This window comes from Bradyrhizobium sp. I1.14.4 (assembly GCF_050435825.1).
In the GTDB taxonomy this organism is placed as follows: Bacteria; Pseudomonadota; Alphaproteobacteria; order Rhizobiales; family Xanthobacteraceae; genus Bradyrhizobium.
Map to the genome: position 1 here is coordinate 19,207 of NZ_JBNDLA010000032.1, position 25,463 is coordinate 44,669.

A 25,463-nucleotide genomic window follows, 5' to 3' on the forward strand; every position below is an offset into this window, starting at 1 on the left:
ATTGTTGGCTTTAACGCGGAGGGTTGATCGCATGACCGCACCTGTTTGCCTGATCTCCGGCGTTGGCCCGGGCACCGGTTCAGCGCTCGCCAGGAGATTCGCCGAGGGCGGCTATCGCGTGGCGCTTCTCGCCAGGAACGAGGAGCGTCTCGCCGCGCTCGAGCAGCAGCTGCCAGGCGCAAAGGCCTATCGGTGCGATGTGTCCGATCCCGCGCAGGTCGAGGCGGTGGCGTCAGCCGTGGAGCGGGATCTCGGCAATCCGGCCGTGGTCGTTTATAACGCCGTCGGCGGTGCGTTCGGTACGTTCCGCGAGATCGATCCGCAGATTCTCAATCGCAACTTCCAGGTCAACACGATGGGGCTGTTGTATCTGGCACGGCGGTTTGCCCCGGCGATGGTCAGCGCGGGCAAGGGCGCTATCGTTGCAACCGGCAATACGTCGGCGTTGCGCGGCAAGGCCGGCTTCGCAGGGTTTGCACCGACCAAGGCGGCACAGCGGATTCTCGCCGAGGCGATGGCGCGCGATCTGGGGCCGCAAGGCGTTCACGTCGCCTATCTCGTGATCGATGCGGTGATCGATCTGGAGTGGACGCGGAAGCGCTGGCCGGATCGGCCGGACGACTTCTTCATCAAGCCGCGGGCGATCGCGGACGAGGTCTGGCACGTCGCTCATCAGGATCGCAGCGCGTGGTCGTTCAACGTCGAGATCAGGCCGTTCGGCGAGGCCTGGTAAGGGCCGCGCGGCGGTCGCAAGATTTGGTCAATTCATAAGGGCTGCAGGGGAGTTTGATGTTGAAGAAGTTTGCCATGTCGATTGCAGTTTTCGCGGCGTTTGCGGTCGCAACGGTCCGCGCCGAAACGCCCGGGGTCTCGGAATCGGAAATCAAGGTCGGCGCGACATTCCCGTTCAGCGGGCCGGCGTCCCCGCTCAGCAATACCGGCAAAGGCCTCATCGCCTATGTCCATTCCGTCAATGACCGCGGCGGCATCAACGGCCGCAAGATCAACCTCATCACCTATGACGATGCCTATACGTCGCCGAAGGCCGTGGAGCAGACCCGGAAGCTGATCGAGAGCGACGAGGTGGCGTTCCTGTTCAGCCCGCTCGGCACACCCGGCATCGGCGCGACCATCAAATATGTGACCGCGAAGAAGGTGCCGCATCTCTTCGTCGTGAGTGGCGCGACCAAGTTTGCGAATTTTGCCGAGTTTCCGCTGACCACCACGGGACTGCCGAGCTACAACACCGAAGGAAAGATCTACGCGAGGTACATCGCGCAGACGGCGCCAGACGCGAAGATCGCGATCCTGTACCAGAACGACGATCTCGGCCGCGATTTCGTGGCCGCGTTCAAGGAAACGCTGAAGGCCGACTTCGAGAACAAGGTGGTGACCTCTCCCTATGAAGTCACCGAGCCCACCATTGAATCCCGCGTGGTGGCGCTGAAAGCATCAGGCGCGCAGGCGTTCCTGATCGCCGGCACGCCGAAATTCGCCGCGCAAGCGATCAAGAAGGCGAGCGAGATCGGCTGGTCGCCGCTCACCATCGTCAATTACGTGTCGAGCTCGGTCTCTGCGACCATCGTGCCGGCTGGAGCGGACAAGGCGGTGGGGGTCGTGGTGGCGACCATCACCAAGGATCCGAACGACAGGAAATGGGCCGACGATCCCGGCATGAAATGGTATCGCGGCCACTTCGAGAAATATCTTCCCGGCGCCGATATCGGCGACAACAACTATCTGTTCGGCACCCAGCAGGGCCAGATCCTGGAGCAGGTACTGAAGCAGTGCGGCGACGACCTGTCGCGCGAGAACATCGTGAAGCAGGCGCGCGACATCAAAGCGCTCGTGCTGCCGACCTTGATGCCGGGCATCACGATCAACACAGGCCCCGACAACAGCATGGCCTATACGCAGCTTCAGCTGCAGCGCTGGACCGGAAGCTCTTGGGAGCAGTTCGGCGGCGTGCTGAGTGCCGACAGGAATTGAGCTGCTACATAGCGCCGGCGCGCTAGAGCATTTTCGGTTCTGATAGAATCAGAACCGAAGCTCTGGATTCTAGTTTTGACGCGTTTTCTTCACGCGAACCGGCGTCCACTTCGCTCGAAAACGCGCTAGTGGAGCCGTCGTGCGATCGGCTTCGCCGGCGCGCTGTGCCAGTCCCACTGCGATGATCGGTCGCCCGACCGGAGGCCGGCCAGGAAGGCCGAGGTCTTGGGCTGAACCCGCGAGCCGTCGATCACCTCGAGCTGGCCGCACCGGTTGAGCGTGTGCAGCTTGCGTCCAGTCCACAGCGGCCCAGGCTTGAGCAGGTGTCGAACGGCCTGCCGGTACGTCGTCGGCGACAGTTCGAGCACTTCCGCAAGGCCGAGCGCCGCGCCGTATCCGTTGGTGCAATCCTGCACCGGCCGCCATAGCCTTCCATTGACGGTCACGAAGTTTCCGGCCGGCCGCGTGGTCGCGCGATCCATCAGGATCGGATTGGCCGCATGCGGTTGCCAGGGGCCGAATAGCTGCTCGGCGTAATAGATCGCCAGCGTGTCGGAATACCCGCCGGTGCCGTCGCGCCAGGCGCCGAACATGTAATGGAGCCCGTCGTGCCGCGTGATCGTCACGTCGGCCAGTTCGAGCCCGGACAACAACGTGCTGTGCCGCTCCCACTTGTCCGGAAAGCGGATGCATTTGTAGATGGGAACGTCCCGATGCGCGGTGCTTTCCGGGATCATCCAGAGTTCGCCGTTGTTCTCGATCAGGAACGGGTAGGATAGATGCCAGGGCTCTTCCAGCACGGGCATCACCGTGCCGATCGGCCCGCTGCCGTCGAACTCGATCGCGGAGATGATGCCCTTGCCGGTCCGGTGGTCGAGGTCCTCGAAGAACACGAAGGTCCTGCCCTGCCATTTCACCGGGAAAGGATCGGCATAGAAATGGTTGCCGGGATCGCCGAGCACATTCCAGGCCGGACCGGACAAGTCACCGCTGCGCCAGACATCCGCATTCTCGGCGTAGCGCCAACCGACATGCCAATGCGGCGCGTAGCAGCAGAGACGATAGATTTCCTTCCCGATTGAAGTTGCCACGCCACGCAGGACGACGGGCGCGGGATTGCGCGTCGCGCTGCCGCTCGCCGGGGCAGCCAATTGCGGCACCAGTCGCGGAGCTCCTGACAGAATCGGCGGCAGCATCGACAGCGTGCGTGCCATGACCGCCTCGAGCCCGCCGCTCAGGCCGGCTGCGATTTCAGCGGAGGGATGGCCGCGGTCCATGACCGTGCCGTCGCGCTCATTGACGATTTCAATCACCGGCAGGTCACCGGCGAGAATGGCCGCCAGTGCGGCGCCTTCTCCCGCGCCGCCGTTGAACCGTGGGCGGAGATACAGCCTGGCGGAGCAGTTCGGATCCCGCTCGGCACTGGTGAAGTCGACAACCACGTCGGGGCTGCCTGCGCGTGGCCGCTCCGGGATCGTCTTCAGCCGGTCGGCGCCGCCGGCCTTGCCCTTGCGCAGGACGATGCGTTCGAGCTCGAACAATGCCTCCAGACCCGTGGGGCGAGGCCCCGGCGTTTTGGTCCAGGCAAATTGAACGGAAATATCCTGATCGTTGACGCGCAGTGACTCACGGCACATCCAGAGCCGCGCCTGCTGACGATCGCAGCGAAACTCGATAATCATGTCCAGCCCAACTTCCTAGTGCGCGTCCGCTCCCACGGCATTGCCGAGAATGCGGACGTATTCCTCTATCATGGCATCCAACGAATAGCGCGACTTCAGGCCCACGGCGCTTTGCCGCAGCTGCTCGCTCAACAAACGGTCTGTCAGGACCTTCGACACGGCGGCCGAAAACTCGGCCTCGTCAGCGGCGTCAACGAACACCGCCGCAGGCTGTCCCTGGTAGGACAGCACCTCGCGCAGCACGGGAAGATCGTTGACGACGCAGGGGATGCCGGCGCTTGCGGCTTCGACCGCGGCGAGGCCGAAGGTTTCGGCCTGCGTGGGGAATACGAAGACGTCGAGGCACGCCAGGAAATCGGCCATCTGGCGCGGTGCAATCTCGCCGATGAAGTGCAGCCGGTCCGCGACATCAAGCTCGTCCGCCAGGGCTCGCAGCCGCCCCTCGTCAGCGCCCTGGCCGGCGAGGGCAAGGTGCCAGGATGGGCCGGCAGCCAGCAGGCGAATTGCCGCATCGAGCCGCTTGTGCGGGTGCAGCCTTGCCGCGCAGCCGAGCAGGGTGAGGTCTGGCGGCAGCTTGAACTGCTGCCGCGCAACGTCCTTCGGCAAGCTGTGCGACTTGTCGTCGAAGCCATGCGGGACGTGCTTCATGCGTGAGCGATAGGGCGCGGGATAGCGGGCATATTCCCGCTCCATGTCCCGCGAGTTCAGCGTGATGCACTGGAAGAAGCCGGTAGAGCCCATGATGATGTCGGCGGCACGCACCGGCATGCTCATCGACAGCGCCGAAGACACCTGGTTGGCGATGACGGGAGCGCGGCTGACCAGGCGCGACACGCCGCCGCCGATCACATTGCCGAAGTGCTGGAAGGTCAGGACAATGTCGGGCCTGACGGTCCTGAGATGACCGGCGAGTGTCCACAGCATGCGTAACAGCGCCACCGGATTTCCCGGACGGCTCGGCGCGCAATAGAACGTATTGGGCGGCTCGTCGAAGGAATCCGATTTGCGGAAGAAGAACAGGTTGGTGACGTCATAGCCACGCGCGGTGAGGCCGGCACCGAGCAGCCGCGATATCTCCTGCGCGCCGGCGTTCTCGGCCTGGGTCTGCACCAGGACAACACGCAGCTTTGGCTTGCTCTCGTTCGGTCGATCGCGCGACGCGGTCGATGCCTCGCGCAATTCTGTGCTTGGCGTGTAATGGAGCACGGATTCCTCGCCCGTCGAAGGAGTGGTTTGGTCTCCCTCATTTTTGGGCACGTACTTATCATGCAGAACGCGCTCGTGCACCGAGTAGCGCGTGGTGAGGTTACTGCTCATTTAGTGCGATCAGACATTGCCAGCAATCGAGAGCCATTGTCTCACACATAGGGTACAGCTGGCTCGTTAACTAATTGGTTACGGCCGCATCAAGAAGGGGTAACCGCGGATTAACCATAGATATTTACGTTGGAGCGGTACTGAGCAGTGCCGTCAGTTGAATTCGAGTCAGAGCCCATGAAGTTCGGTAGCCGCGTAGGCCCGAGACGTTCCGAAGCCACGGAACCCGCAGCGTCGTGGGAAACTGCCGGCGTGCCGACCAGCCAATCTTCCGCAGAAACCACCAAGGGCATGCTTAGCATACCCGGCGTGGTGGCCTTTTTCCGCGAGAACGGTCAACGCATCCTGATGCTCGCCGCAGTCATCTTCGCGGTCGGTATCATCTTGCTGATGTTGATTCCGGCGCGCTACGCGGCGACGGCGCTCGTCGTTCTCGACCCGCGCGAGCAGCGCGTGACCGCCGAACAGGACGTCTTGCCGGGGATCGGACAAGATGCAGCAGCACTGCAGAGCTACGTTGAGATCGCCAAATCCGATGGATTTCTCGGGCCGTTGATCGACCAGCTCAAGGTCGCCGAGGACAGCGACATCGCAGGCGGCAGGACAGACGCCACGCGTCTGCTCGACCGGTTTCGTAACCGGCTCGACATCTCCCGGCGCGGATTGACTTACGTTATCGCCATCAAGTTCACGTCCAACGACCCGCAGCGCGCGGCATATTACGCCAATGCGGTGGCCGAGGCGTTCGTCGCCAGCCAGCGCGGAACCCGCAGCGTGGCAACCGACGAGGCCGCCGACTGGCTGAAGAGCCGGCTCAAGACCTTGAACGACCGGTTGCGGTCATCGGAAGATGCCGTTGCCAAGTTCAAGCTCGAGCACCGGATCGTCAACGCCGGCAAGGAATCGACCACGCAGCAGTTGCGCGTCACCGATCTGACGCAGCAGGTTGCCGCCGCGCGCGCCCGTACCGAGGAGGCCAAGGCGCGCTATGAGCAGTTGCAACGCGACCTGAAGGCGAATGTCGATGGGCCGGTCAAGCAGGATCTCCTGAGTGTGCTGCGCGCCCAGCGGTCCGCGCTCAACGACCAGATCGCGCAGAAGCGCGCGGTTCTCGGCGACCGCCATCCCGACCTCGTGATGTCGCTTGGCCAGTTGAGCGACCTCAACCGGCAGATCGAGATCGAGCGGAAGAAGAACATCGACACCGCGAAGTCGGAATACGAGGCGCAGCGCGACCAGCAGAAGGCGCTCGAAGATCAACTCAAGGCGGTCGAGCAGCAGATCCTGGTCGACGGCCAGGCACTGGTCAAGCTGCAGGAGCTGCAGCGCGATGCCGATGCCAACAAGAATATCTACGAGCAGTTCCTGTCGCGCTACAGGACGACCGACGAGCAGCGCGGCCTGCAGAGTTCGCAGACCAAGGTCGCGTCGCCCGCGACACCACCGGTGCGTTCGACGCTTCCGCCGCTTCCTCTGTTGCTCGCTGCGCTCGCGATCGTCTCGCTGCTGACATCGACGGCGATTGTCGCCGTTCCCGGTCTGAAGCAACTTCCGATCAAGACCATCTCGCCGCTGCGTCGTGCCGAGGCACCCGCGCCGACCGCGCCGCAACCTGCGCTGCCGCCGGGATTGCCGGTGCTGGCCCGCATTCCCAACATGGCGTCGCCGGATGCCGTCAGGAGCGTCTGGCAGACTCCGATTTCCTCAACAGTCGAGCCTGACCTCAGTCCGTATCTTCAACTGTTGATCGAGAACATCGAGCAGCTTCCGGGGGACCACGGCAAGGTAGCGCTCTTGCTGTCGGTCGAGGCGGGTGCAGGCGGCAGCACCGTCGCACGGTCGCTCAACCGGTCCGCCGTGAAGAACGGGATGCTCAGCGTCTTGATCGAGATGGAAGCCAGGCGGACCGAGGCCGCGCCGCCGCAAGGCGCAGGGATCATCAAGGCCGATTTGCCGTCCGTGGTCGAATTGCTGGGCGGCAGCAGCAAAGCGCCGCCTTATCCGCCGGACGATATTCGCGCCGATTTCGGCCTGATCATCGTCGACGCATCGTCGCTTGCCATGCAGCCGGCCGCAGTCGCGCTGGCCGCCCATGCCGATCTGGTGATCCTGGTGGTTCGCGAGGCCGCCAACTCGGCTGCGATCGGCAAGGCGCGGGCTGATCTATCCAGGTTCGGTTCGGTTCCAACCGCGCTCGTCGTCAATCGCGTGGCGGTCAATGCCGCCGTTCGCGGTCCTCAGGGTGAAGCCCTGGGATTGGCAAGCTGAAGTCGGTTTGGCTGCGCAATGCGTTTTCGAGTGAAGCGGGCACCGGTTCCCGTGAAGAAAACGTCTGACCAGAGGCTCTAATCGTTGCTATCCGCAACGCGGACCGCGTAAGCGTCGCGCTTCCAGGACGATAGATGCGACAGCACCAGAATTGACGGGTCGACGCCGGTCCGCCGGCGGCACAGCACATTGAGCGCGATGGTGGCGAGCACCAGTGAAACCGTCGCCGAGATCGCTGCGCCGAGCACGCCGAGCCAAGGGATCAGCACGACAAACCCCACCAGCCGCAACGCCACGTTGGCAGCAACGACCGGAACGTAATCGCGCTCATGCCCCGTCAGCTGCAGGACCGCAGCGGAGGGGCCGCCGGCCGCCTGGAAGGCCGTTCCGATTGCGAGAACGATCAACACCCACTGCTGCGCAGCGAAGTGCGGCCCAAACAGGCCGAGCAGGAAGGGAGCGCCTACCCAGACAATGACGAGCCCGCTGAGCACGCAGAGCGCGGTCACCTCGGCCATCAGCTTCAGCGTATGTTCGAGCTCGCGATGATTTTTGCTGAAATACAGCGAGGGAAGCCGGCGCGCGCCGAACGTGTAGAGCGCGGCCGAGAGCATGGCGAAGATGTTCGCCAGACGCGAGGCGGCGAAATAGACGCCCGCGGTGGCCGGATCCAGCATCCAGTAGACCAGGATGACGTCGAAATACTGGTTCGCCGCTTCGAGAATGGAGGCGAGCCAGAACCGGAATGCGCTCCGGTTCCAGCGTGAGGTCTCGAAGCGTGCCGTGACCGAGCGCAGGTTCGGCAGCACGCGCACGATCGACACGATCTGCACGACCAGCCCGATGGCCATCGCGACGCTCATCGCGGTGAACAATTCGGCGGGGGTGAGTTGCCGGTGACCGAATAGCGCTGCGATCAGGACCAGGACAACGGCGACCCGCCAGAAGAACTCCCGATTGCCTTCGCCCATCAGGATGCTGACCAGGGATCGTGCGATCTGGCTGCCGAGCATCAGGCCGGCATTGACGGCGGTGAATGCCGAGACCGAGAGGATCAGCAGCCACCACTCGCCGCGAATGGTCGCGACCGCCGCGATCGCGGCGATCGAGATCAGCATCCCGATCGCGGAGTTCTTCAGGCTCGACAGCAGCACACCCTTGGTGAGCTCGGCCTGACCGCGCACCTCGTACTCATTGAGGAATCGAACCAGCAGCAGCTCCTGGCCGACCAGGCCCACGACCGAGGCGATCTGGGCGACGGAGAGCAAGGTCGCAAAATCCCCAAACGCGTCGGGGGTCATCGCCCGCGCGGCCAGCGAGAACAACGCGAATGCGAGCCCGCCGCTGCCAACCTTGAGGAGGATGGTCCCGGCAACGCCGCGCGTCACATCGCGCCGTAGCATTTGAAGAACAGAGGCAATCACCAGAGACGTCTCAATATCCAGTCGGGCTGTTGACCGTAGCAATCGGTGAGGTCAGGAGTGTTAACGTTCTCTTGCTAAGATTCCGTTCCTTTCGGCCAGCCTCCGGGTTCCGTGCAATTGCGAATTTGGCCGCTATGTTGCGCTGCTGCTCCATTCTGGAACGCCGCCGTCCGTGCTGTCTCCATACGGCGCAGGTTGGATTGCTCTCCGGCAGCTCGGTCCAATGGCTTGGGTCGCGTCGGTCGACGCAGGTTTGCGCGTCAAGGGCACCCGTCGAGGCTCCACGGCCAGGCGATTGCCCCGCCATTCTGCTGCGGAGGCTCCAAAAGTTCGGTTTCATGACAGTTCTTGGTGCAAGCCATGTGCCGGGACACTGCTGATCGCGGTCCGGGCGCTCTCGTTAACCTCAACGATAGAACGCGTCGCGTTCGTTCTGCCAGGGCAGGCAGGGCAGGCAAGGAAATTGCAGTTCTACGGTCAATTAGCCGTCGGAGCGGACAAAGATGATTGCCGAGGAAAGTATGACCCAGCCGATCGCATCCTGCGAGGCTGACACTATCGAAGCGGACGTCGCCATTGTTGGCGCGGGTTTGGCGGGCTCGCTTGCGAGGGCCGTTCTCTCCCGGGCCGGGTATCGGGTGGTCCTGATCGACAAGCGCTCGATCCCGCCGGATGAATTCCGCGTCGAAAAGATCGCCGGGCGGCAGATCGATATCTTCCGCCGCCTCGGCTTCATCGACGACGTTGAGGCCATCGCCTCGTCCTATGACCGGGTGCTCAACATCAGGGACGGCAAGCTGGTCGATATCGGCGTCGGCCGGTCCTACGGGGTTTCCTATGCCAACCTCGTCAACATGGCCCGCAGCCTGACGCCCGATACGTCACGCTTCTTGCTCGACCAGGTGACCGATGTCAGCTGCAGCGAGGATCGTCAGCAACTGACGCTGGCTTCCGGAAAACGTGTCGTCTCGCGCCTGGTCGTTCTAGCGACCGGCATGGCGAGCGCGCTTGGCTACAATCTCGGAATGCGCCGGCAGATGATCGCCGCGCGCCACTCGGTCACGTTCGGCTTCACGATCGCGCGGCCGGATAACACGCCATTCGGCTTCGACGCGCTGACCTGCTACGGCAAGGAGGCGGCAGACGGCGTCGACTATCTCAGCCTGTTTCCAATGTCGGGCGGCATGCGCGCGAACCTGTTCATGTTCCGCGATCCGACCGATCCGATCATGCGCGAGCTGCGCCGCGACACCAGACGGACGCTGCTTCGCCTGATGCCGGGTCTGGAGCGCTACCTTGGCGATTTCCAGATCGTCGGCCAGGTGCACAACTGGGTCATGGACCTGTCGGTAACCGAGGGCCATCTGCAGCCGGGTGTCGTGCTGATCGGCGATGCCTACCAGACCAACTGCCCGGCGGCCGGAACCGGCGTGAGCCGCCTGCTGGTGGATGTCGAGCGTCTTTGCACCGAATATGTGCCGGGCTGGCTCGAGACCGACAGCATGGGCACGGAGAAGATTGCGCAGTTCTATTCCGATCGCGACAAGCTCGCCGCCGACCGGCATTCACTGCAACTGGCGCGCTTCCGCCAGGCTTTGACCTCCAACACCGATGTCCGCTGGACCATGCAGCGGAAGCTGCACTTCCTGCGCCGCATTATCACGCATCAGGTGGACCGGATTCATCCGGGATGGGTCATGCGCGTTCGTAGCGCGCTTCGGTAAAGGGGCGGTAAGGCTTTTCCCGGCGGTCTTACCGCGTGCCGGTCGAGGTGCGGACCGGCCTGAAGTCGGTCACCCGCTTGGCGGCCTGCTTGATCCAGGGCGCCTGCTTCAGCGCAAACAATGCAAGCGAGCCGGCCGCGCTGCCGGCCTGCGTCACGCTCGACATCGGCGTGGGCTGACCGCCGAACTGCATCTTGTAGGGCTCGTCACCGATAGTGAAATCGAGCACCCGATCGCCGCGCTCGATGCAGTCCTTGGCAACACGTTCGAAGGTCAGCGCGCCGATCGACTGGCTCTTGTATCCCTCGATGTCGAACGCCGTCATGACGACGAGGAGGCTGCCGCGGTGAGCCAGCCCAAGGGCGGTGGCGATGACCTCGCCATCCATCTTCATGGCGTAGAGCCGGGCAAAGGAGCCGATGCCGCGAAGTGCGACGCTCGAGTAGAAATCGAAATATTCCGGACGCTGCAGCAGGTCACCGTCGCCGTGTGCCTGGAAACGCGGACCGCGAAACTTCCTCATCACGTCCATGGCTTCGTCGATGGAAGCGCTGTCGTTGCAGCATGAGAAGGTGAGCGTGCCCTTCTTGTGGATCTGGCGCCATTTCTTTGCCAGCTCCTTCACATAGGACTTGCCCAATGCGTTGATCTGCCATTGCTCGAACGGCGCGGACAGGACCGTCGCATAGGCATTGGTATCCATCAGGCTGCGGTGAGGCGCCCCGAGCAAATTCTCGATCGGCATCCTGGCATCGAGCAGCTTGGGAATGCGCAGCAGGTCGAACGGCCGGACCAGTTTGCGAAGCTTGTCGCAGGCCTGCCGGTCCTGCAGCAGGTCGGCGAATGTCCTAACGGCGCAGACCGGTGACAGGTAGTCGGACACGCGAAGGTCTGCGAATTCGATCGTGCGCATCGGACCGCGCCGCACCCGCAGCAACGGCAGCACGGCCGCCAGCGCCTTGTTGGCGCGGTGACGGACGACGACGACCAGCGGCTTCGCTGCCGCGGCGGGAGCGAGCTTGCGATAGAGGCTGTCGAGCCACAGCGGATGCTGGAAGGCGGTCGCATCCGAGGCTTCAAACAATGTCACGTATTCTTCAGACAGGAAGTCGAATGCGTCGTCGATGCAGACATCGAACGCGTCATCATTCTTATTCATGTGAGACCAAACAAACGAGTTTTTCAAAGCGCCGGTCGAGCCGCCGTGATCTCCTTATAGCAAAGGCTGATGACCTCGGGCACCGGAAGAATACTATTTGTATTAATGTAATGCGTCGACCTTTGCGCAGTGTTGCTGCTCGAACGTCGCCGGGTTGACGGAATCCAGTGTGATGCTGTCGCTGCACCGAGCGATCGGCATCGTTAACAATCCGTTAAGGCCGTCTCCAATAACACTGCGGCGCGACATCGCATGCGGTCTGGACCGGATATTGCAGTTAAGCGCTCGTAAGTACTGGAGCCCTGCCGAAATGTTGACGAACAGCCATAAAGCCTGCGTTTCCGACGCAATTTCTCCTGCGCAGGCCGATCGCGAACGGCTTCGACGTCTCAATTCGGATCTGGCTGCTCCATCTGTCCGGATTTGCAACAGTTTGAGCACTGGGCAACTGGTTTCCTCCGCGCATATGCCAGCCGGATCATCGATGCCGAACGGCATGCGGGAGCGCCGGACCAATACTGTCGGCAGGGCCGCGACTGCCAGCGTTCCCCGGGCAACCATCGGTGGGCTGCGGCTCGCCGTACTTGATCGCGAGCAGACCGCCGACTTCATGGTCGAGGCGGTGTATCCGAACCGGCGGGTCAATCGCCCGCTCTATCTGACTTCCGCCAACGGCGAGGTGCTGTCGCGCTGCTCGACCGAGCCGATGACCGACCGGCTGTTCCGGGCCGCCGACCTGATCAATGCCGACGGGCAACCGCTGGTCATGGTGTCCAGGCTCCGGTCGTCGAAACCGCTTCCCGAGCGCGTCGCGACCACGGATTTGTTTCACGACGTCGCACGCAAGGCGGAGGAGCTCGGGTTGACCTTCTATTTGTTTGGAGCGAACGAGGCCGAGAACAAGGCAGCCATCGCCAATGTGCGCCGGGCGTATCCGGCACTCAAGATCGTCGGCCATTCGCATGGCTATCTGCGCGGCGACGCGCTGCGGGCCAAGGTGGACGAGATCAACGCCCTGGCGCCCGACTTTCTCTGGGTTGCGCTTGGCGTACCCTACGAACAGGCCTTCGTCGACGAATACATGCCGCGGCTCGGCAATGTCGGCGTCATCAAGACCTCGGGCGGACTGTTCAACTTTCTGTCCGGCTCGCGGCCGCGCGCACCGCGATGGATGCAGATCGTCGGCCTCGAATGGGCCTGGCGGCTTTGGCTCGAGCCGCGCCGGCTGTTCTGGCGCTACCTGACGACCAATCCGCACGCTCTCTATCTCTTGTTCAACCCAACCCGATCCTCGTCAACCAAAGACTGAAGCGTACCGAGTGCAATTTGCGCTCCGGTCCGATCCACCGGAGTAGCAGGCTCATCTGATGAGCGGAGTACAACCGAATGGACGGACGCGCGATCGATGGCTCGATCTGGCAGGCGCCCAGTATCGAGGTCGAAAACTTCGCGAGGACCATCGTCAGTTGGTCGATCACGATCAATGTGATCATGTCGATGGGAACCTTCCACGCTGCGTTGCTTCCGACATCGCTGACCCTGCTGCAGCAGGCCGTCGCGCTGCTGATGTGGGGCGTACTGATCTACGCCAGCCTGTTCATCCGTCCTTGTCTGCGGCTCGCCTTCAATCTCGACGCGCTCGTGATCGTCGCATTCTACGCCTTCGCCACGATCTCGGTGTTCTGGACCAATCTGAGCGTCGCAGCCCTCATGAAGGCCGCGGCGCTCGCGATCACGACGCTCGGCGCGTTCTGCATGATCACCCGCCTTGACATCGACGACATCGTGAAATCGACCACCCGCGGTCTCTTCGTGCTGATCGCGGGCTCGGCGTTCTGTGCGGTGGTCTTCCCGGACATCGGCGTCGACCAGACCTGGATGCATATGGGGCAGTGGCAGGGCGTCTTCGAGTCGAAGCAAACCCTGGGCTTCGCCGGGGCCTATCTCATGTTCTTTGCCTGTTATCGGAAGATAACCGGACAGGGATGGCTTCCGTTCCTCGCGACGGTCGTGCTGGCCTCGACCTGCGTTATCCTCTCGGAGTCGCGCGGCGCCGGCGCCTTGGCGCTGGTCGCCTGCGCGCTGGTCCTGACTTCGCTATGGTCCGTCAGGTGCATGCAGGTCTACGCCATCCTGCCATGTGTCATGTGCGTCGCGGCCGTGTTGCTGATCCTGTATTTCTACACGACCGGATATGACTCCATCCATGTCTTCGACACGACGATCGACTTCACGGAGAGAACCTTCATCTGGCAGTACGCCATCAGCCATTTCGATGATGCGCCGCTGTTCGGAGTTGGCATCAACGGGTTCTGGACCAATCCGGCGATCTACGACTATTTCAACCAGAACCACGGCTGGGTGCTCGATAATTACCACAATGGTTATATCGCCATTCTCGTCGAGACCGGATTCCTGGGCTATTTCCTGTTCACGGCAAGCGTCTTCCTGTTTTCCTACAAGATGCTCTGCCTGATCGCGGCGCGGGCAATCGACCGCCTGCATTGTGCGCTGATCATCGGGTTTGTCTTCCTCAACTGCCAGACCAATTTTACCGAGACGGTCTTCCTTCGCTCGACGATGTTCACGTCGGTGCTGTTGATCGCCTTCTTCCTTGCCATTTGCCGGCCGCTGCCGTCGTCGCGCGCGCAGCCGCGTGAGTTGGAGCAGCCATGATGCCGTTCCGATTGCCTCTGCGAGGAGCTTTAAGCGTGCTGCGCGCGGCGGCGCTTTCTGCTTTGCTGATCTCGCTCGTGAGTGGGGCCGGGCAGGCGGCATCTCCAGGCGTCGCGACATTGGGGCGCGGCATCAATATTCTTGGCTATGACGGCATCTGGGATGGTCACCAGAACGCACCCTTCCGCCTGGAAAACCTCGCCGTCATCCGCAAGGCCGGCTTCTCGCACGTCCGGATCAACTTCTTCGGCTTCAGGCATATGGATTCCGGCAACATGGATGAAGCCGTTTTGCGGCGCCTCGATGCCGTGATCGAGCAGGTCCTGGCGACCAGACTCGTTCCGATCCTCGATGAGCACGACACCGATATCTGCCAGCGCGACGTGCCGGAATGCACCGCGAAGCTCAAGGCGTTCTGGCGTCAGATCGCGTCGCGCTACGCGGGAAAATACCCGGCGCTGGTGTTCGAGATCCTGAACGAGCCCGGCGGGAATATGACCTCGGCCGAGTGGAACGCGCTGCTCGGTGAATGCCTTGCCATCGTCAGGAGCACGAATCCGAAGCGCAATGTCGTGGTCGCCATCCTGAACACCGAGGAGCTGCCGGTCGACCAGCTGGCGCTGCCGACCGACGACAGAAACCTCATTGTCACGTTCCACTATTACCTGCCGCTGCAATTCACCCATCAAGGCGCGCCATGGTCGGCGATTTTCTCCAGGATTGGGCCGTTGAGCTGGGGCTCCGCGGAAGACGAGGCGAGGGCCTCGGCCGATTTCGACAAGGTCAGGTCCTGGTCGGAGAAAGAGAAGCGACCGATCTACCTTGGCGAGTTCGGCGTTTACGAGCGCGCTCCGGCGGAGAGCCGGGCGAAGTATCTGTCGTTCGTGGCGCGAAGCGCGGAGCGATATGGCTGGGCGTGGGCCTATTGGCAGTTCGACCACGATTTCGCGGCATTCGACGGCGCCCGGCAACGCTGGAAGGCGGATATCCTCCGCGCGATCATTCCTCCGCTTCGCTAAGCCCTTGCCGATTGGGCGCGGCGTCCAGTTCAGAACCCGCCGGCTTGCTTGATGACGCGATTGTCGCGCGCCACGAGGACGCCGCCCTTATAGACGGAACGCCCGGAGGGCCGTGCGACCACCGCCTCCTGGATATGCACGGCGTTCAAGGTCACGAAATCCGCCTTCGCGCCAACTTGCAGGCCGTAGTCCTCAAGCCGCAGCGCCTTGGCGCCGGCCGCGGTGACCATGTCGAATGCGATCGCGAGCTCGTCATCGGTGTAGAAGCCCGAGCGATATCCGATCATCATCGCGCGGCCCAGCATGTCGCCATCGCCATAAGGCCACCAGGAGTCGCGGATGTTGTCGTTGCCGCTGAACACGGTGACGCCGGCGTTCCTGAGCGCGGCAACGGGCGGGAACGGCCGGCTGCCCGGCGCATTCGTCATGATCGCCACGCCCGAGCGCGCCAGAATATCGACGGTCTTCCTCAGCGCGTCGGCGGGAATGTCGCCGAGCCCGTAGGCGTGGCTGACCGTGACGCGACCCTCCATGCCGAGCGCGCGTGTCCGCGCCGCGATCTGCTCGACCTCGAAGGCGCCGAGCATGCCGCCATCATGGAGATGGATGTCGACATCGACGCCGTGCTTCTGTGCAACGCCGAAGACAACGTTGAGATGCCCTTCGACATCCCGATCGAAACTTGCGGGATCGAGCCCGCCGACGGCATTGGCGCCGAGCTTGATGGCTTCGTCGAGCAATTGCGGCGTGCCGGGGCTGCTGAGGATCCCGCTCTGCGGAAACGCCACGAGCTGGATATCGATCAGGTGCCGGTATTCGTCCCGCACCTTGAGGATGGTCTCGAGCGACTGCAATCCCACCGAGCCGTCGACCATGACGTGGCTCCGCATCTGCGTCGTGCCATGCCCGATGCAGAGGTCGAGCTGGTTCCGCGCCCGCACGTCCATCGGAGCGGCGGCAGCGAGGTTCTCGGCCTGAAACGCAACCCGCTCGTGGACGTCGAATCCGTTGGTGCAGGGACGGTGCGGTCGCCAGGTGTCGCCGTAGAAGCTGGTGTCGAGATGGATGTGGCCTTCGACGAAGCCGGGCACGACAAGCGCGTTGCCGAGATCGACGATCTCGACCCCGGCCGGGCGCTCGCCCGTCGCTTCGATCGCAATGATGCGGCCGCCGCGAACCAGCATATCGCGGCTTTTGCCGTCGCCGAACCCGGCATTGACGAAGAGCTTGTCGGCCGGCATCAATCTGTCCTTCTTGTCGTTTGTGTCACATGCAGATCGCGCTATGTGCCATGCCTTGCCTAACACAGTCCGACGAATAATACTCCCCAGGCACAGCTAGACAAGGAACCGTGAGCATTGCCGAAGATTGCGAGCAGGGAATTCGATGTCAGGCGCGCAGCCTTTGCCGCGACCATCGGCAACATGCTGGAGTTCTACGACTTCATCACCTACAGCTTCTTTGCGACCGAGATCGGGCGCACTTTCTTTCCCGCGCATAGCGAATACGGCAGCCTGATGCTGTCGCTCGCGACCTTCGGTGCCGGTTTTCTGACGCGGCCGATCGGCGGCATCGTGCTTGGCATCTTCTCCGACCGCGTCGGCCGGCGGCCGGCGATGCTGCTGAGTTTCGCGCTGATGGGGGGCGCGATCCTGACCATCGCGCTGACGCCATCCTATGCCGCCATCGGCATTGTGGCTCCGATCATCGTGATCCTGGCGCGGATGGTGCAGGGATTCGCGCTCGGCGGCGAGGTCGGGCCGACGACAGCCTATCTGATCGAGATCGCTGCGCCCAGGAATCGCGCGCTGGTGGTGGCATGGCAGCCGGCCAGCCAGGAGATTGCGGCGACGGTCGGCGCCCTTGTCGGTGTCATCCTGAGCAGCACGATGGCGCCCGACATGCTGCAGGCTTACGGATGGCGCGTCGCGTTCCTGCTCGGGGCCGTCTGCCTGCCGTTCGGCATATGGATGCGCCGCACGCTACCGGAAACGGTCTCGCATGGCGAGCACGTTGCTGGGCAGGTCGAACGCTCCAGCCATGTCGCGCTGGCGCGCCGCCATCTCCGCGTGATCGTGCTGGCGCTGATGATCCTGGCCAGCGGCACGATCTCGACCTACGTGACGCAATACATGACGACCTACGCCAAGAACACGCTGCATGTATCGTCGTCTCTCGCATTCACCGTATCGCTGGTCGGCAACGGACTGCAGATCATCGGCGCGGTGCTGGGCGGCTGGCTCGCCGACCGCCTCGGCCGCAAGCCGATCATGATCTGGCCGCAGCTCGTCGTGCTCGTGCTGACCTATCCGGCCTTCCTGTGGATCGTCGATGACCCCGGCGCATGGTCGCTGTTGTTCGGCTTCGGCATCCTGTCGTTCATTGGATCGCTGCCGTTCACGGCATTCTATGCCGCCTTCACCGAAGCGCTGCCGCAGACCATTCGCGGCGGCGTGTTTGCCACGATCTACGCGGTCGCAATCGCGACGTTCGGCGGCACCGCGCAACTCGTGGTCACGTGGCTGCTCCACGTGTCGGGAGATCCGCTGGCTCCGTCCTGGTACCTGCTGCTCGCGGCCGCGGTCGGCATCGTGGCGATGAGCCTGATGCCCGAGACCGCGCCGGTGAAGGTCGGCGAGAAGTAGAGCGTTCTCGAGCGAAGTGATACGGGTTCGCGTGAAGAAACGCGTCAAAACAAAATTCTAGAGCCCCGTTCCGATTCAATCGGAACGGAAAAGGCTCCAGGCGCCGGCCCGCACTCAATCCATGTCGCGAAAGGCGTGACCGTTGGCCTCGATCTCCTTCACGAGCTGCGGCGGCAGATTGGCCTGCGCCGAGGTGCCGTCGAACACCCAGTCCTTGGCGTCGGCAAGGTCGGGAAGGCCGGCGCCCTTGCGCACATAAAGGCCGACCGACGCCTTCTTCGCGTTGATGTAGAGATCGTAGTCCTGCATTGCGCGCCTCCTCTCCGTTGCACGTTTAGCGGAAGTCCCGGCAAGGCCGGAGACTTTCTGGAAGAGTGAACGCCGATAAGGCTAGGCCGGTTTCTTCGCCTCCGGCGCAAGCACCACCGACGCTTCGCTCGTCAGCATCAGGAAGGTGATGGTCTCCTGGAAATACAGCTGGACCGATGTCACCGAGTGACTGAGATAGCCGATCGATAGGTCCTGGCCGATCGAGAGCTGGAAATCGCCGCCCCGGGTGGTGAGCAGAACGCCACCCTCGATCGCGGGCGCCCAGATGATCTTGCCGTCGACCAGCCGCTGGATGTGCTGCAGCACAGGGTAGCCGTCATCGGTCGCGCCGCCGATCGCGGTATAGGGTTCGGTGCCGAGCAGGAGCGTATAGGGACCGTTGACGCCGGCGAGCCGCAACTGGCTGACCGCCTGTGCGACTACCGCGGGGTAATTCTTGACGCTCGACGGCAGCGTCAGCACCGGGTTGCTGGTGCCCTGACGGATGCCCTGAATGCCGGCGGCGGTGTAGCCATCGAACACCGCACGATCCTCCGCGAAGGCGATCTTGCGCGCGGCGTCCTTCAGCGGATCCCAGTCGGAATCATTCGAGCCGCGTTCGACATCGTCGATCGCCTGGCGCGAAAGCTCGAACGGCACGCGCAGCTCGACCAGAGCGCGGACATCGCGTTGCGTCGCTTCGACCCCGTCGCCGGGCGTCGCAATTTTCTTGAGATGGCCGGTGCCGACGGCGGAGAAGTCCGTTCCCTTCGGGCCATCGACGTCGACGACACGGCGCGCCGCCAGATGGCGCTTCAACGTGCGCGAGGCTTCCTCTTCGATCTGGGCCCATGCCGCGTCCGAAATAGGGGCGAGTCCCCGATGAAGATTATTCATGTCCAGCCTCTCCTTTCAGTGAACCGATACCGAGCGAGCTATCGGATGGCGGCATTCTCGGTGCGGGTGTGTCGTCAGCCGCTGCGTCATCCAGAGACGGTTCAGCAGGTGAGGCTGCAGGCGCCTCGCTCGCGACCGCCTCCAGGAAGGTCGCCGACGGGATGAAGAACAGCATGCCGGTCACGGCGCGGCTGAAGTCGAGCAGGCGATCGTAGTTGCCCGGCGGCTTGCCGACGAACATGTTCTCCAGCATCTGCTCGATCCGGTACGGGGACTTGGCATAGCCGATGAAATAGGTGCCGAACTCACCTTTGCTGATGTTGCCGAACGGCATGTTGTCGCGGACGATATCGAGCTCCTCGCCGTTCTCCACGATCGTCGTCAGGGCGTTGTGCGCGTAGCTCGGCTTCACCGCATCGTCGAGCTCGATATCGGACAGCTTGGTCCGGCCGATGATCTTTTCCTGCATCTCGACCGGTAGCTCGTTCCACCTCTTCAGGTCGTGCAGGTATTTCTGTACGATCACATAGCTACCGCCGGCGAAGGCTGCGTCCTCGTCGCCGATGATGGTGGCGTCGGTTGCCGCCTGGTCCTCCGGGTTCTCCGTGCCGTCGACAAAGCCGAGCAGGTCGCGCTCGTCGAAATATTTGAAGCCGTGCACCTCGTCGGACGAGGCGACGGCATCGCCGAGGCGCGTCATGATCTGTGTCGCGAACTCGAAGCACAGGTCCATCGGCACCGCGCGGATGTGAAACAGCAGATCGCCCGGCGTCGCGACCGCGTGGTGGACGCCGTGGATTTCGCGGAACGGATGCAGGCCTTGCGGCTTCGGCGCGCCGAACAGCCGGTCCCATGCGTCGGAGCCGATGCCCATGACGCAGGACAGCCGGCCTTCGAGATCGCGGAAGCCCACGGCGCGCACCAGCGCAGCCAGGTCGGCGCAGAGTGAACGCACCACCGCATCATATTCCGGATTGGGCTTGATCATGACCGCAAGGAAGATGGCCGCGCGCGTCAGCTTCGCAGCGACCGGTTGCGGAACAGCTGATGGCACGCATCTCTCCTTACTAAGCGGCACTTCCACGAGGACAAGAAGGCAGGTGCTGGACGCCGGATCAACGTCCAGGCAGGGCACAGGAGCATGTCACCGGAACCTTTACAAGGGCTCGAATGGCTCACGCTCGTGCAGAGGTATCTGTGTCAATCGACGGGCTTTCCGGACTTCTCCTCCTCCAGGGTCACCGCAATGGCGGCATTGGCCGAGAGCCGCACCTTGGAGCCTTCGACACCCGCAACGAAGCCGAGCTCGATAAAGTGGTGATTGCCTTTGTGGAAGCCGTCGCTCTCACTTTTCTTGAGCTTGATGCGGTTTCCTTCGATGCGATCGACGGTGCCGATATGGACGCCATCGGCGCCGATGACTTCCATGTTGTCCCTGATGTTCTGCTGCGTCATGGCGCTCTCCCTGGTTGAAGGTCAGCTTGCATATGATGCGGCCAGACGACGCGGCGATGACAGTGCGCCGTCGGCAATCCGGGCTTGTCTCACACCGGTTCGAATTCGTCCGCCGCGGCGTTCTCCGGTTTCTTGCCGTTGAAGGTGAGGCCGGCCTTGGTGGCGGAGAGCTTCACCTGCGAGCCGTCGCGCACGTCGCCGGCCAGAATCATCTCCGCGAGCGGATCCTGCACGCTGCGCTGGATCACCCGCTTCAACGGGCGGGCGCCATAGGCTGGATCCCAGCCTTTCTCCGCCAGCCAGTCGCGCGCCTTCGGGTCGAGCTCCAGCTCGATCTTGCGATCCTCGAGCAGCTTGCGCAGGCGCGAAAACTGGATCTCGACGATGCGGCCCATATCGCTCTTCTGCAACCGGTGGAACAGGATGATCTCGTCGATCCGGTTGAGGAACTCCGGGCGGAAGTGCGCCCGCACCATGTTCATCACCTGCTCGCGCACCGCGCCCGTGCTCTGGCCCTCCGGCTGGTTGACGAGATATTCCGCGCCGATGTTCGAGGTCATGATGATCAGCGTGTTGCGGAAATCGACGGTGCGGCCCTGGCCGTCGGTGAGACGTCCGTCGTCGAGCACCTGCAGCAGCACGTTGAAGACGTCGGGGTGCGCCTTCTCGATCTCGTCGAACAGCACGACCTGGTAGGGCCGCCGCCGCACCGCTTCCGTCAGCGCGCCGCCCTCGTCATAACCGACATAGCCGGGCGGCGCGCCGATCAGCCGCGAGACCGAGTGCTTCTCCATGTATTCGGACATGTCGAGGCGGATCATCGCGGTCTCGTCGTCGAACAGATATTCGGCGAGCGCCTTTGCCAATTCGGTCTTGCCGACGCCGGTAGGGCCCAAGAACATGAAGGAGCCGATCGGCCGGTTCGGGTCTTGCAGGCCGGCGCGAGCGCGCCGAACCGCGGTCGACACCGCGCGGACCGCTTCTGCCTGGCCGACGACGCGCTTGCCGAGCATCTCCTCCATGCGCAGCAGCTTGTCCTTCTCGCCTTCCAGCATCTTGTCGACCGGGACGCCGGTCCAGCGCGACACCACCTGCGCGATATTGTCGGCGGTTACCGTCTCGCTGGCGGACGAGGTCTCGCTGGCCTCGACCGCAGCGAGCTTCTTCTCGAGTTCCGGAATGCGGCCATAGGCGAGCTCGCCTGCCTTCTGGAATTCACCCCTGCGCTGCGCATTGGCAAGCTCGGTGCGCAACTGCTCGAGCTCGCCCTTCATTTTTTGAGCATCGGAGAGCTTGCTCTTTTCCGACCGCCATTTCGAGGTCATGTCGGCTGACTTCTTTTCCAGATCTGCAAGATCCTTCTCGAGCGTCTGCAGGCGGCTCTTGGAGCCGAGATCGGTCTCCTTCCTGAGCGCCTCCTGCTCGATCTTGAGGCGGATGACCTCGCGGTCGAGCGAGTCGAGCTCCTCCGGCTTGGAATCGACCTGCATCTTCAGCCGAGCCGCCGCCTCGTCCATCAGGTCGATGGCCTTGTCGGGCAGGAAACGGTCGGTGATGTAGCGGTTCGACAGCGTGGCGGCGGCGACCAGCGCTGAATCCGCGATGCGTACGCCGTGATGCTGCTCGTATTTGTCCTTCAGGCCGCGCAGGATCGAGATGGTGTCCTCGACCGTCGGCTCGGAGACGAACACCGGCTGGAAACGCCGGGCCAGCGCCGCATCTTTCTCGACATGCTTGCGGTATTCGTCGAGCGTGGTGGCGCCGATGCAATGCAGCTCGCCCCGGGCGAGCGCAGGCTTCAGCAGGTTCGACGCGTCCATCGCGCCGTCGCCCTTGCCGGCGCCGATCAGCGTGTGCATCTCGTCGATGAACAGGATGATGCCGCCTTCGGCGGACGTTACCTCCTGCAGCACTGCCTTGAGCCGTTCCTCGAACTCGCCGCGATACTTTGCACCCGCGATCAGCGCGCCGAGATCGAGCGCAAGCAGCGCCTTGTCCTGCAGGCTCTCCGGCACGTCGCCATTGACGATGCGCAGCGCGAGGCCCTCGACGATCGCAGTCTTGCCGACGCCGGGCTCGCCGATCAGGACGGGATTGTTCTTTGTCCGCCGCGACAGAACTTGAATCGTGCGTCGGATCTCCTCGTCGCGGCCGATCACCGGGTCGAGCTTACCGTCGCGCGCGGCCTGGGTGAGGTCGCGGGCGTACTTCTTCAGCGCGTCATAGGCATTCTCGGCGGACGCGCTGTCCGCGGTGCGGCCCTTGCGCAGTGCGTTGATCGCCGCATTCAGGTTCTGCGGATTGACGCCGCCCTTGGCCAGCAGCTTGCCGGCCTCGCCGTCCTTGTCGGCCGCGAGGGCCTGCAGCAGGCGTTCGACCGAGACAAAGCTGTCGCCGGCCTTGTCGGCAGCCTGCTCCGCCGCGGCGAAGGCGCGTGCGGTCTCGGGCGCCAGATAGATTTGTCCGGAGCCGGCACCGCTGACCTTCGGCACCTTCGCCAGCGCGTCTTCGGTCGCCTTGAGGATCGCGCGCGAGTTGCCGCCGGCCCGGTCGATCAGACCGGCCGCGAGGCCTTCGGGGTCATCGAGCAGCACCTTCAATATGTGGAGTGTCGAGAACTGTTGATGTCCCTCGCGCATCGCGAGCGATTGTGCCGACTGAATGAAGCCGCGAACGCGATCAGTATATTTTTCTATGTTCATCGTGGCACCTCAAGGCAACACAGGGCGTCCAGATCCAGTATGCCACGCATTGCCGCCGGCGACAGATGGCGGAACGATGACACCCATCATGCGGCAGCCCAGTGCAATTGCGCCGACGGAAACCGCAGGCCTGACGCTGCCGCACCTCGCATCGTGTGGTCCTTTCAGAGGAGTGTCAATCGTGGAGCGCGCCCGTTGGCATGCTGCATTTGAGCTCTTGCGACGGCTGATGTTCGTCTCTGGCACTCATCGGATGGCTCTGCTACGGACACGCGCAAGCCGGGCGCTCGCACGCCTCACGCCGATAGCGGCCCGGCCGATCGCGGTGCTTTGCGAAGCGAGCGTCGCGATGAGCACGGATCGTTACGATCGGACGAAAGCCAAAGTCATATTCGCACTTTCGGAAACGGTGATCTCGCACGCTGCGTAGCTCACCCGATGATGCAGGCGAGCGTCGCGCGTTGTTCCACTGAATCGCGCAGCGCCGCATCACTGCGGCCCTGAACCGTCGATGAATAGCTGGGTGAGTGCGTTTCCGGTTGCGTCGATGCGTTTCAGGCTGGTGTAAGGTCAAGGCGCTAGCGATGAAGTGTGTCGGTGCGTTGCCGATACGCGGAACTTTTGTTCCGGTTCTCATGTTGAACGTGCTTATCGAAGAGGCTCCCAATGACAACTCGTCTCCTATCGACCGTGTCGTGTGCAGCAATTGTCACGGCATCGTTCTATGCGACTGCCGTGTCAGCAATCGCGCAGGATGCGGCATGCGCGCCGGTCTCTGCCGTCGAGACCGCGCCGCCGCCGCTGCCGACCTACGATCAGCCGCCGGTGCCAGGGCCCGGCTACATGTGGTCGCCGGGCAATTGGTCGTGGGATGAGGATCGCGGCGATTACTATTGGGTGCCGGGCACCTGGGTGCAGCCGCCGCGGGTCGGGCTGCTGTGGACTCCCGGTTACTGGGGCGCATTCGGCGGCGGCTTCATTTTCCACCAGGGCTATTGGGGTGATCGCGTCGGCTTCTACGGCGGTATCAATTACGGTTTCGGCTATGGCGGATCCGGCTATGAAGGCGGCCACTGGGATCACGGCAATTTCTTCTACAATCGCACTGTGAACAATCTGCAGGGCGCGCGGATCACCAACGTCTACGAGAAGAACGTCACGATCAATCAGACCACCGTCAACAACGTCAGCTACAATGGCGGCCGCGGCGGCATCGAGGTGCGGCCGACTCCCGCCGAACGTACGGTCGCGAAGGAGCAGCATTTCGCGGCGACGCCGTTGCAACGCAAGCAGGTCGAGACTGCAAGCCAGGATCCGAGCCTGTTCAAGCGGACCAACAACGGCGTACCCACCGTCGCCGCAACGGCGCGTCCCGGCGAACTGAAGGGACCGGGCGTGGTTCGCGCGCGGCCGGCGGGCGAGGCGCTGCCTGCCACCGCCGCGCGGCCGGCGGCCGGGGAGCCAGCGCGTCCGGGGGCTGCAACTGCACCGGCGCCGGCTGACTCCCATGCACTGCCTGTCCCGGGGAAGGAGGGTCCGGCGATGCATCCATCCGCTCAGGAGAACAAGCCCGCGGCCGAGCAGAAGCGCGCAGCTCCAGCTCCCGAGACGAAGGTCGAGCCGCGACCCGCTGCACCGGCGCCTGCCGGATCGCATGCGCTTCCGGTCCCCGAGAAGGGGATTGCGGCGCATCCACCCGCTCAGGAGAACAAGCCCGCGGCCGAGCAGAAGCGCGCAGCGCCTGCCGCCGAGCCGAAGGTCGAGCCGCGGCCCGCCGAGCCGGCCGCAAAGCCCGTCGCACGGCCGGAGCAGGCAGCAAGGCCCGAACCGCGGCCGGAGCCTGCGGCAAGGCCGGAAGCGCACCCGGAGACGATGGCGCGCCCTGAGGCGCATCCGCAGCCGGCGGCGCGGCCGGAGCCGCACGTCCAGGCGGCGCCGCACGCTCAGGCGCCGCACGTTCAGACGCCGCCGCATGGTGCGCCTGCGGCAGGTCATCCTGCGGAGGAGAAGCGCCAGGAGCAACACTGAGGTAAGATCGCGCTCCGCCGGCTCATTCCGGCGGAGCGCGCTATCTCTTTCGCCCATGCGCAAGCGATCATCACTGGAGGTCAGTTATTGGCACAGAGTCACGGTGGCGACGGACAGCTTGACGATGGAAAGCCCCGCCTGAGCGAGGACGACATGCAGCGAGCTCTGC

Annotated in this window: 19 protein-coding genes; 9 read left to right on the plus strand and 10 right to left on the minus strand. The window is 63.4% G+C overall.

Annotated features, from left to right (window positions below; all coding sequences use genetic code 11):
• Positions 1-31: 31 nt before the first annotated feature.
• Both ABIB78_RS34570 and ABIB78_RS34575 read left to right on the plus strand, forming a co-directional pair.
• The gene (locus ABIB78_RS34570) at positions 32-733 is read left to right on the plus strand and encodes an SDR family NAD(P)-dependent oxidoreductase (protein ID WP_429033030.1); all 702 of its coding nucleotides are present in this window, start codon (positions 32-34) and stop codon (positions 731-733) included.
• Positions 734-807: 74 nt separating this feature from the next.
• Positions 808-1,989 (plus strand): ABC transporter substrate-binding protein, encoded by a 1,182-nt coding sequence (locus ABIB78_RS34575; protein ID WP_429033033.1) that lies wholly within the window; start codon positions 808-810, stop codon positions 1,987-1,989.
• A gap of 125 nt (positions 1,990-2,114) precedes the next feature.
• Here the strand turns inward: ABIB78_RS34575 and ABIB78_RS34580 are convergent, their stop codons facing one another.
• Both ABIB78_RS34580 and ABIB78_RS34585 read right to left on the minus strand, forming a co-directional pair.
• Positions 2,115-3,671 carry a glucosamine inositolphosphorylceramide transferase family protein gene (locus ABIB78_RS34580; RefSeq protein ID WP_429033036.1) on the minus strand — a complete coding sequence of 519 codons (1,557 nt, stop codon included), beginning with the start codon at positions 3,669-3,671 and terminating at the stop codon, positions 2,115-2,117.
• Positions 3,672-3,686: 15 nt separating this feature from the next.
• Positions 3,687-4,877: a glycosyltransferase family 4 protein gene (locus ABIB78_RS34585; protein ID WP_429033037.1), complete on the minus strand. Its 1,191-nt coding sequence runs from the start codon at positions 4,875-4,877 to the stop codon at positions 3,687-3,689.
• A gap of 288 nt (positions 4,878-5,165) precedes the next feature.
• Between ABIB78_RS34585 and ABIB78_RS34590 the strand changes: the two genes are divergently transcribed.
• On the plus strand, positions 5,166-7,256 hold the full coding sequence (locus ABIB78_RS34590) for a GumC family protein (protein ID WP_429033039.1): 2,091 nt from the start codon (positions 5,166-5,168) through the stop codon (positions 7,254-7,256).
• Between the two features lie 77 nt (positions 7,257-7,333).
• On the opposite strand, the gene ABIB78_RS34595 is transcribed toward ABIB78_RS34590, so the two are convergent.
• A complete protein-coding gene (locus ABIB78_RS34595; protein WP_429033040.1) occupies positions 7,334-8,659 on the minus strand; it encodes a lipopolysaccharide biosynthesis protein in 1,326 nt (441 codons plus the stop codon).
• A 524-nt stretch (positions 8,660-9,183) separates the two neighbouring features.
• Between ABIB78_RS34595 and ABIB78_RS34600 the strand changes: the two genes are divergently transcribed.
• Positions 9,184-10,404, plus strand: a complete 1,221-nt coding sequence (locus ABIB78_RS34600; RefSeq protein WP_429033042.1) for an FAD-dependent oxidoreductase — start codon at positions 9,184-9,186, stop codon at positions 10,402-10,404.
• A 28-nt stretch (positions 10,405-10,432) separates the two neighbouring features.
• On the opposite strand, the gene ABIB78_RS34605 is transcribed toward ABIB78_RS34600, so the two are convergent.
• A complete protein-coding gene (locus tag ABIB78_RS34605; RefSeq protein WP_429033044.1) occupies positions 10,433-11,563 on the minus strand; it encodes a GNAT family N-acetyltransferase in 1,131 nt (376 codons plus the stop codon).
• A gap of 496 nt (positions 11,564-12,059) precedes the next feature.
• Between ABIB78_RS34605 and ABIB78_RS34610 the strand changes: the two genes are divergently transcribed.
• From ABIB78_RS34610 to ABIB78_RS34620, 3 genes are all read left to right on the plus strand, one after another.
• Positions 12,060-12,872: a WecB/TagA/CpsF family glycosyltransferase gene (locus tag ABIB78_RS34610; RefSeq protein ID WP_429033136.1), complete on the plus strand. Its 813-nt coding sequence runs from the start codon at positions 12,060-12,062 to the stop codon at positions 12,870-12,872.
• A gap of 77 nt (positions 12,873-12,949) precedes the next feature.
• Positions 12,950-14,239 (plus strand): O-antigen ligase family protein, encoded by a 1,290-nt coding sequence (locus ABIB78_RS34615; RefSeq protein ID WP_429033047.1) that lies wholly within the window; start codon positions 12,950-12,952, stop codon positions 14,237-14,239.
• Complete coding sequence (locus ABIB78_RS34620; protein WP_429033049.1) at positions 14,239-15,258, plus strand: glycoside hydrolase family 5 protein; 1,020 nt, start codon at positions 14,239-14,241, stop codon at positions 15,256-15,258. The genes ABIB78_RS34615 and ABIB78_RS34620 overlap by 1 nt, the downstream gene beginning before the upstream one ends.
• 29 nt (positions 15,259-15,287) lie before the next feature.
• Here the strand turns inward: ABIB78_RS34620 and ABIB78_RS34625 are convergent, their stop codons facing one another.
• Positions 15,288-16,499: an amidohydrolase family protein gene (locus ABIB78_RS34625; RefSeq protein WP_429033051.1), complete on the minus strand. Its 1,212-nt coding sequence runs from the start codon at positions 16,497-16,499 to the stop codon at positions 15,288-15,290.
• 117 nt (positions 16,500-16,616) lie between these two features.
• Here ABIB78_RS34625 and ABIB78_RS34630 point away from each other — a divergent pair, with 117 nt between their 5' ends.
• A complete protein-coding gene (locus ABIB78_RS34630; protein ID WP_429033052.1) occupies positions 16,617-17,903 on the plus strand; it encodes an MFS transporter in 1,287 nt (428 codons plus the stop codon).
• Positions 17,904-18,017: 114 nt separating this feature from the next.
• Here the strand turns inward: ABIB78_RS34630 and ABIB78_RS34635 are convergent, their stop codons facing one another.
• From ABIB78_RS34635 to clpB, 5 genes are all read right to left on the minus strand, one after another.
• Positions 18,018-18,212, minus strand: coding sequence for a hypothetical protein (locus ABIB78_RS34635; protein WP_429033055.1), 195 nt, complete (start codon positions 18,210-18,212; stop codon positions 18,018-18,020).
• Positions 18,213-18,293: 81 nt separating this feature from the next.
• Positions 18,294-19,109 carry a family 1 encapsulin nanocompartment shell protein gene (locus tag ABIB78_RS34640; RefSeq protein ID WP_429033057.1) on the minus strand — a complete coding sequence of 272 codons (816 nt, stop codon included), beginning with the start codon at positions 19,107-19,109 and terminating at the stop codon, positions 18,294-18,296.
• The gene (locus tag ABIB78_RS34645) at positions 19,102-20,163 is read right to left on the minus strand and encodes a Dyp-type peroxidase (protein WP_429033060.1); all 1,062 of its coding nucleotides are present in this window, start codon (positions 20,161-20,163) and stop codon (positions 19,102-19,104) included. Before ABIB78_RS34645 ends, ABIB78_RS34640 begins: the two co-directional genes overlap by 8 nt.
• A gap of 146 nt (positions 20,164-20,309) precedes the next feature.
• The gene (locus ABIB78_RS34650; protein WP_429033063.1) at positions 20,310-20,564 is read right to left on the minus strand and encodes a DUF2171 domain-containing protein; all 255 of its coding nucleotides are present in this window, start codon (positions 20,562-20,564) and stop codon (positions 20,310-20,312) included.
• An 89-nt stretch (positions 20,565-20,653) separates the two neighbouring features.
• Positions 20,654-23,266, minus strand: coding sequence for an ATP-dependent chaperone ClpB (gene clpB, locus ABIB78_RS34655; protein ID WP_429033066.1), 2,613 nt, complete (start codon positions 23,264-23,266; stop codon positions 20,654-20,656).
• Between the two features lie 666 nt (positions 23,267-23,932).
• On the opposite strand from clpB, the gene ABIB78_RS34660 reads away from it, so the two are divergent.
• Positions 23,933-25,294: a hypothetical protein gene (locus ABIB78_RS34660; protein WP_429033069.1), complete on the plus strand. Its 1,362-nt coding sequence runs from the start codon at positions 23,933-23,935 to the stop codon at positions 25,292-25,294.
• Positions 25,295-25,463 lie beyond the last annotated feature (169 nt).

Bases quoted from the DNA above. Each gene is read 5' to 3' on its own strand.
- ABIB78_RS34570 (WP_429033030.1), top strand. From the start codon at position 32: ATGACCGCACCTGTTTGCCTGATCTCCGGCGTTGGCCCGGGCACCGGT.
- ABIB78_RS34575 (WP_429033033.1), top strand. From the start codon at position 808: ATGTCGATTGCAGTTTTCGCGGCGTTTGCGGTCGCAACGGTCCGCGCC.
- ABIB78_RS34580 (WP_429033036.1), bottom strand. From the start codon at position 3,671: ATGATTATCGAGTTTCGCTGCGATCGTCAGCAGGCGCGGCTCTGGATG.
- ABIB78_RS34590 (WP_429033039.1), top strand. From the start codon at position 5,166: ATGAAGTTCGGTAGCCGCGTAGGCCCGAGACGTTCCGAAGCCACGGAA.
- ABIB78_RS34595 (WP_429033040.1), bottom strand. From the start codon at position 8,659: ATGCTACGGCGCGATGTGACGCGCGGCGTTGCCGGGACCATCCTCCTC.
- ABIB78_RS34600 (WP_429033042.1), top strand. From the start codon at position 9,184: ATGATTGCCGAGGAAAGTATGACCCAGCCGATCGCATCCTGCGAGGCT.
- ABIB78_RS34605 (WP_429033044.1), bottom strand. From the start codon at position 11,563: ATGAATAAGAATGATGACGCGTTCGATGTCTGCATCGACGACGCATTC.
- ABIB78_RS34610 (WP_429033136.1), top strand. From the start codon at position 12,060: ATGCGGGAGCGCCGGACCAATACTGTCGGCAGGGCCGCGACTGCCAGC.
- ABIB78_RS34615 (WP_429033047.1), top strand. From the start codon at position 12,950: ATGGACGGACGCGCGATCGATGGCTCGATCTGGCAGGCGCCCAGTATC.
- ABIB78_RS34620 (WP_429033049.1), top strand. From the start codon at position 14,239: ATGCCGTTCCGATTGCCTCTGCGAGGAGCTTTAAGCGTGCTGCGCGCG.
- ABIB78_RS34625 (WP_429033051.1), bottom strand. From the start codon at position 16,499: ATGCCGGCCGACAAGCTCTTCGTCAATGCCGGGTTCGGCGACGGCAAA.
- ABIB78_RS34635 (WP_429033055.1), bottom strand. From the start codon at position 18,212: ATGCAGGACTACGATCTCTACATCAACGCGAAGAAGGCGTCGGTCGGC.
- ABIB78_RS34640 (WP_429033057.1), bottom strand. From the start codon at position 19,109: ATGAATAATCTTCATCGGGGACTCGCCCCTATTTCGGACGCGGCATGG.
- ABIB78_RS34650 (WP_429033063.1), bottom strand. From the start codon at position 20,564: ATGACGCAGCAGAACATCAGGGACAACATGGAAGTCATCGGCGCCGAT.
- clpB (WP_429033066.1), bottom strand. From the start codon at position 23,266: ATGAACATAGAAAAATATACTGATCGCGTTCGCGGCTTCATTCAGTCG.
- ABIB78_RS34660 (WP_429033069.1), top strand. From the start codon at position 23,933: ATGACAACTCGTCTCCTATCGACCGTGTCGTGTGCAGCAATTGTCACG.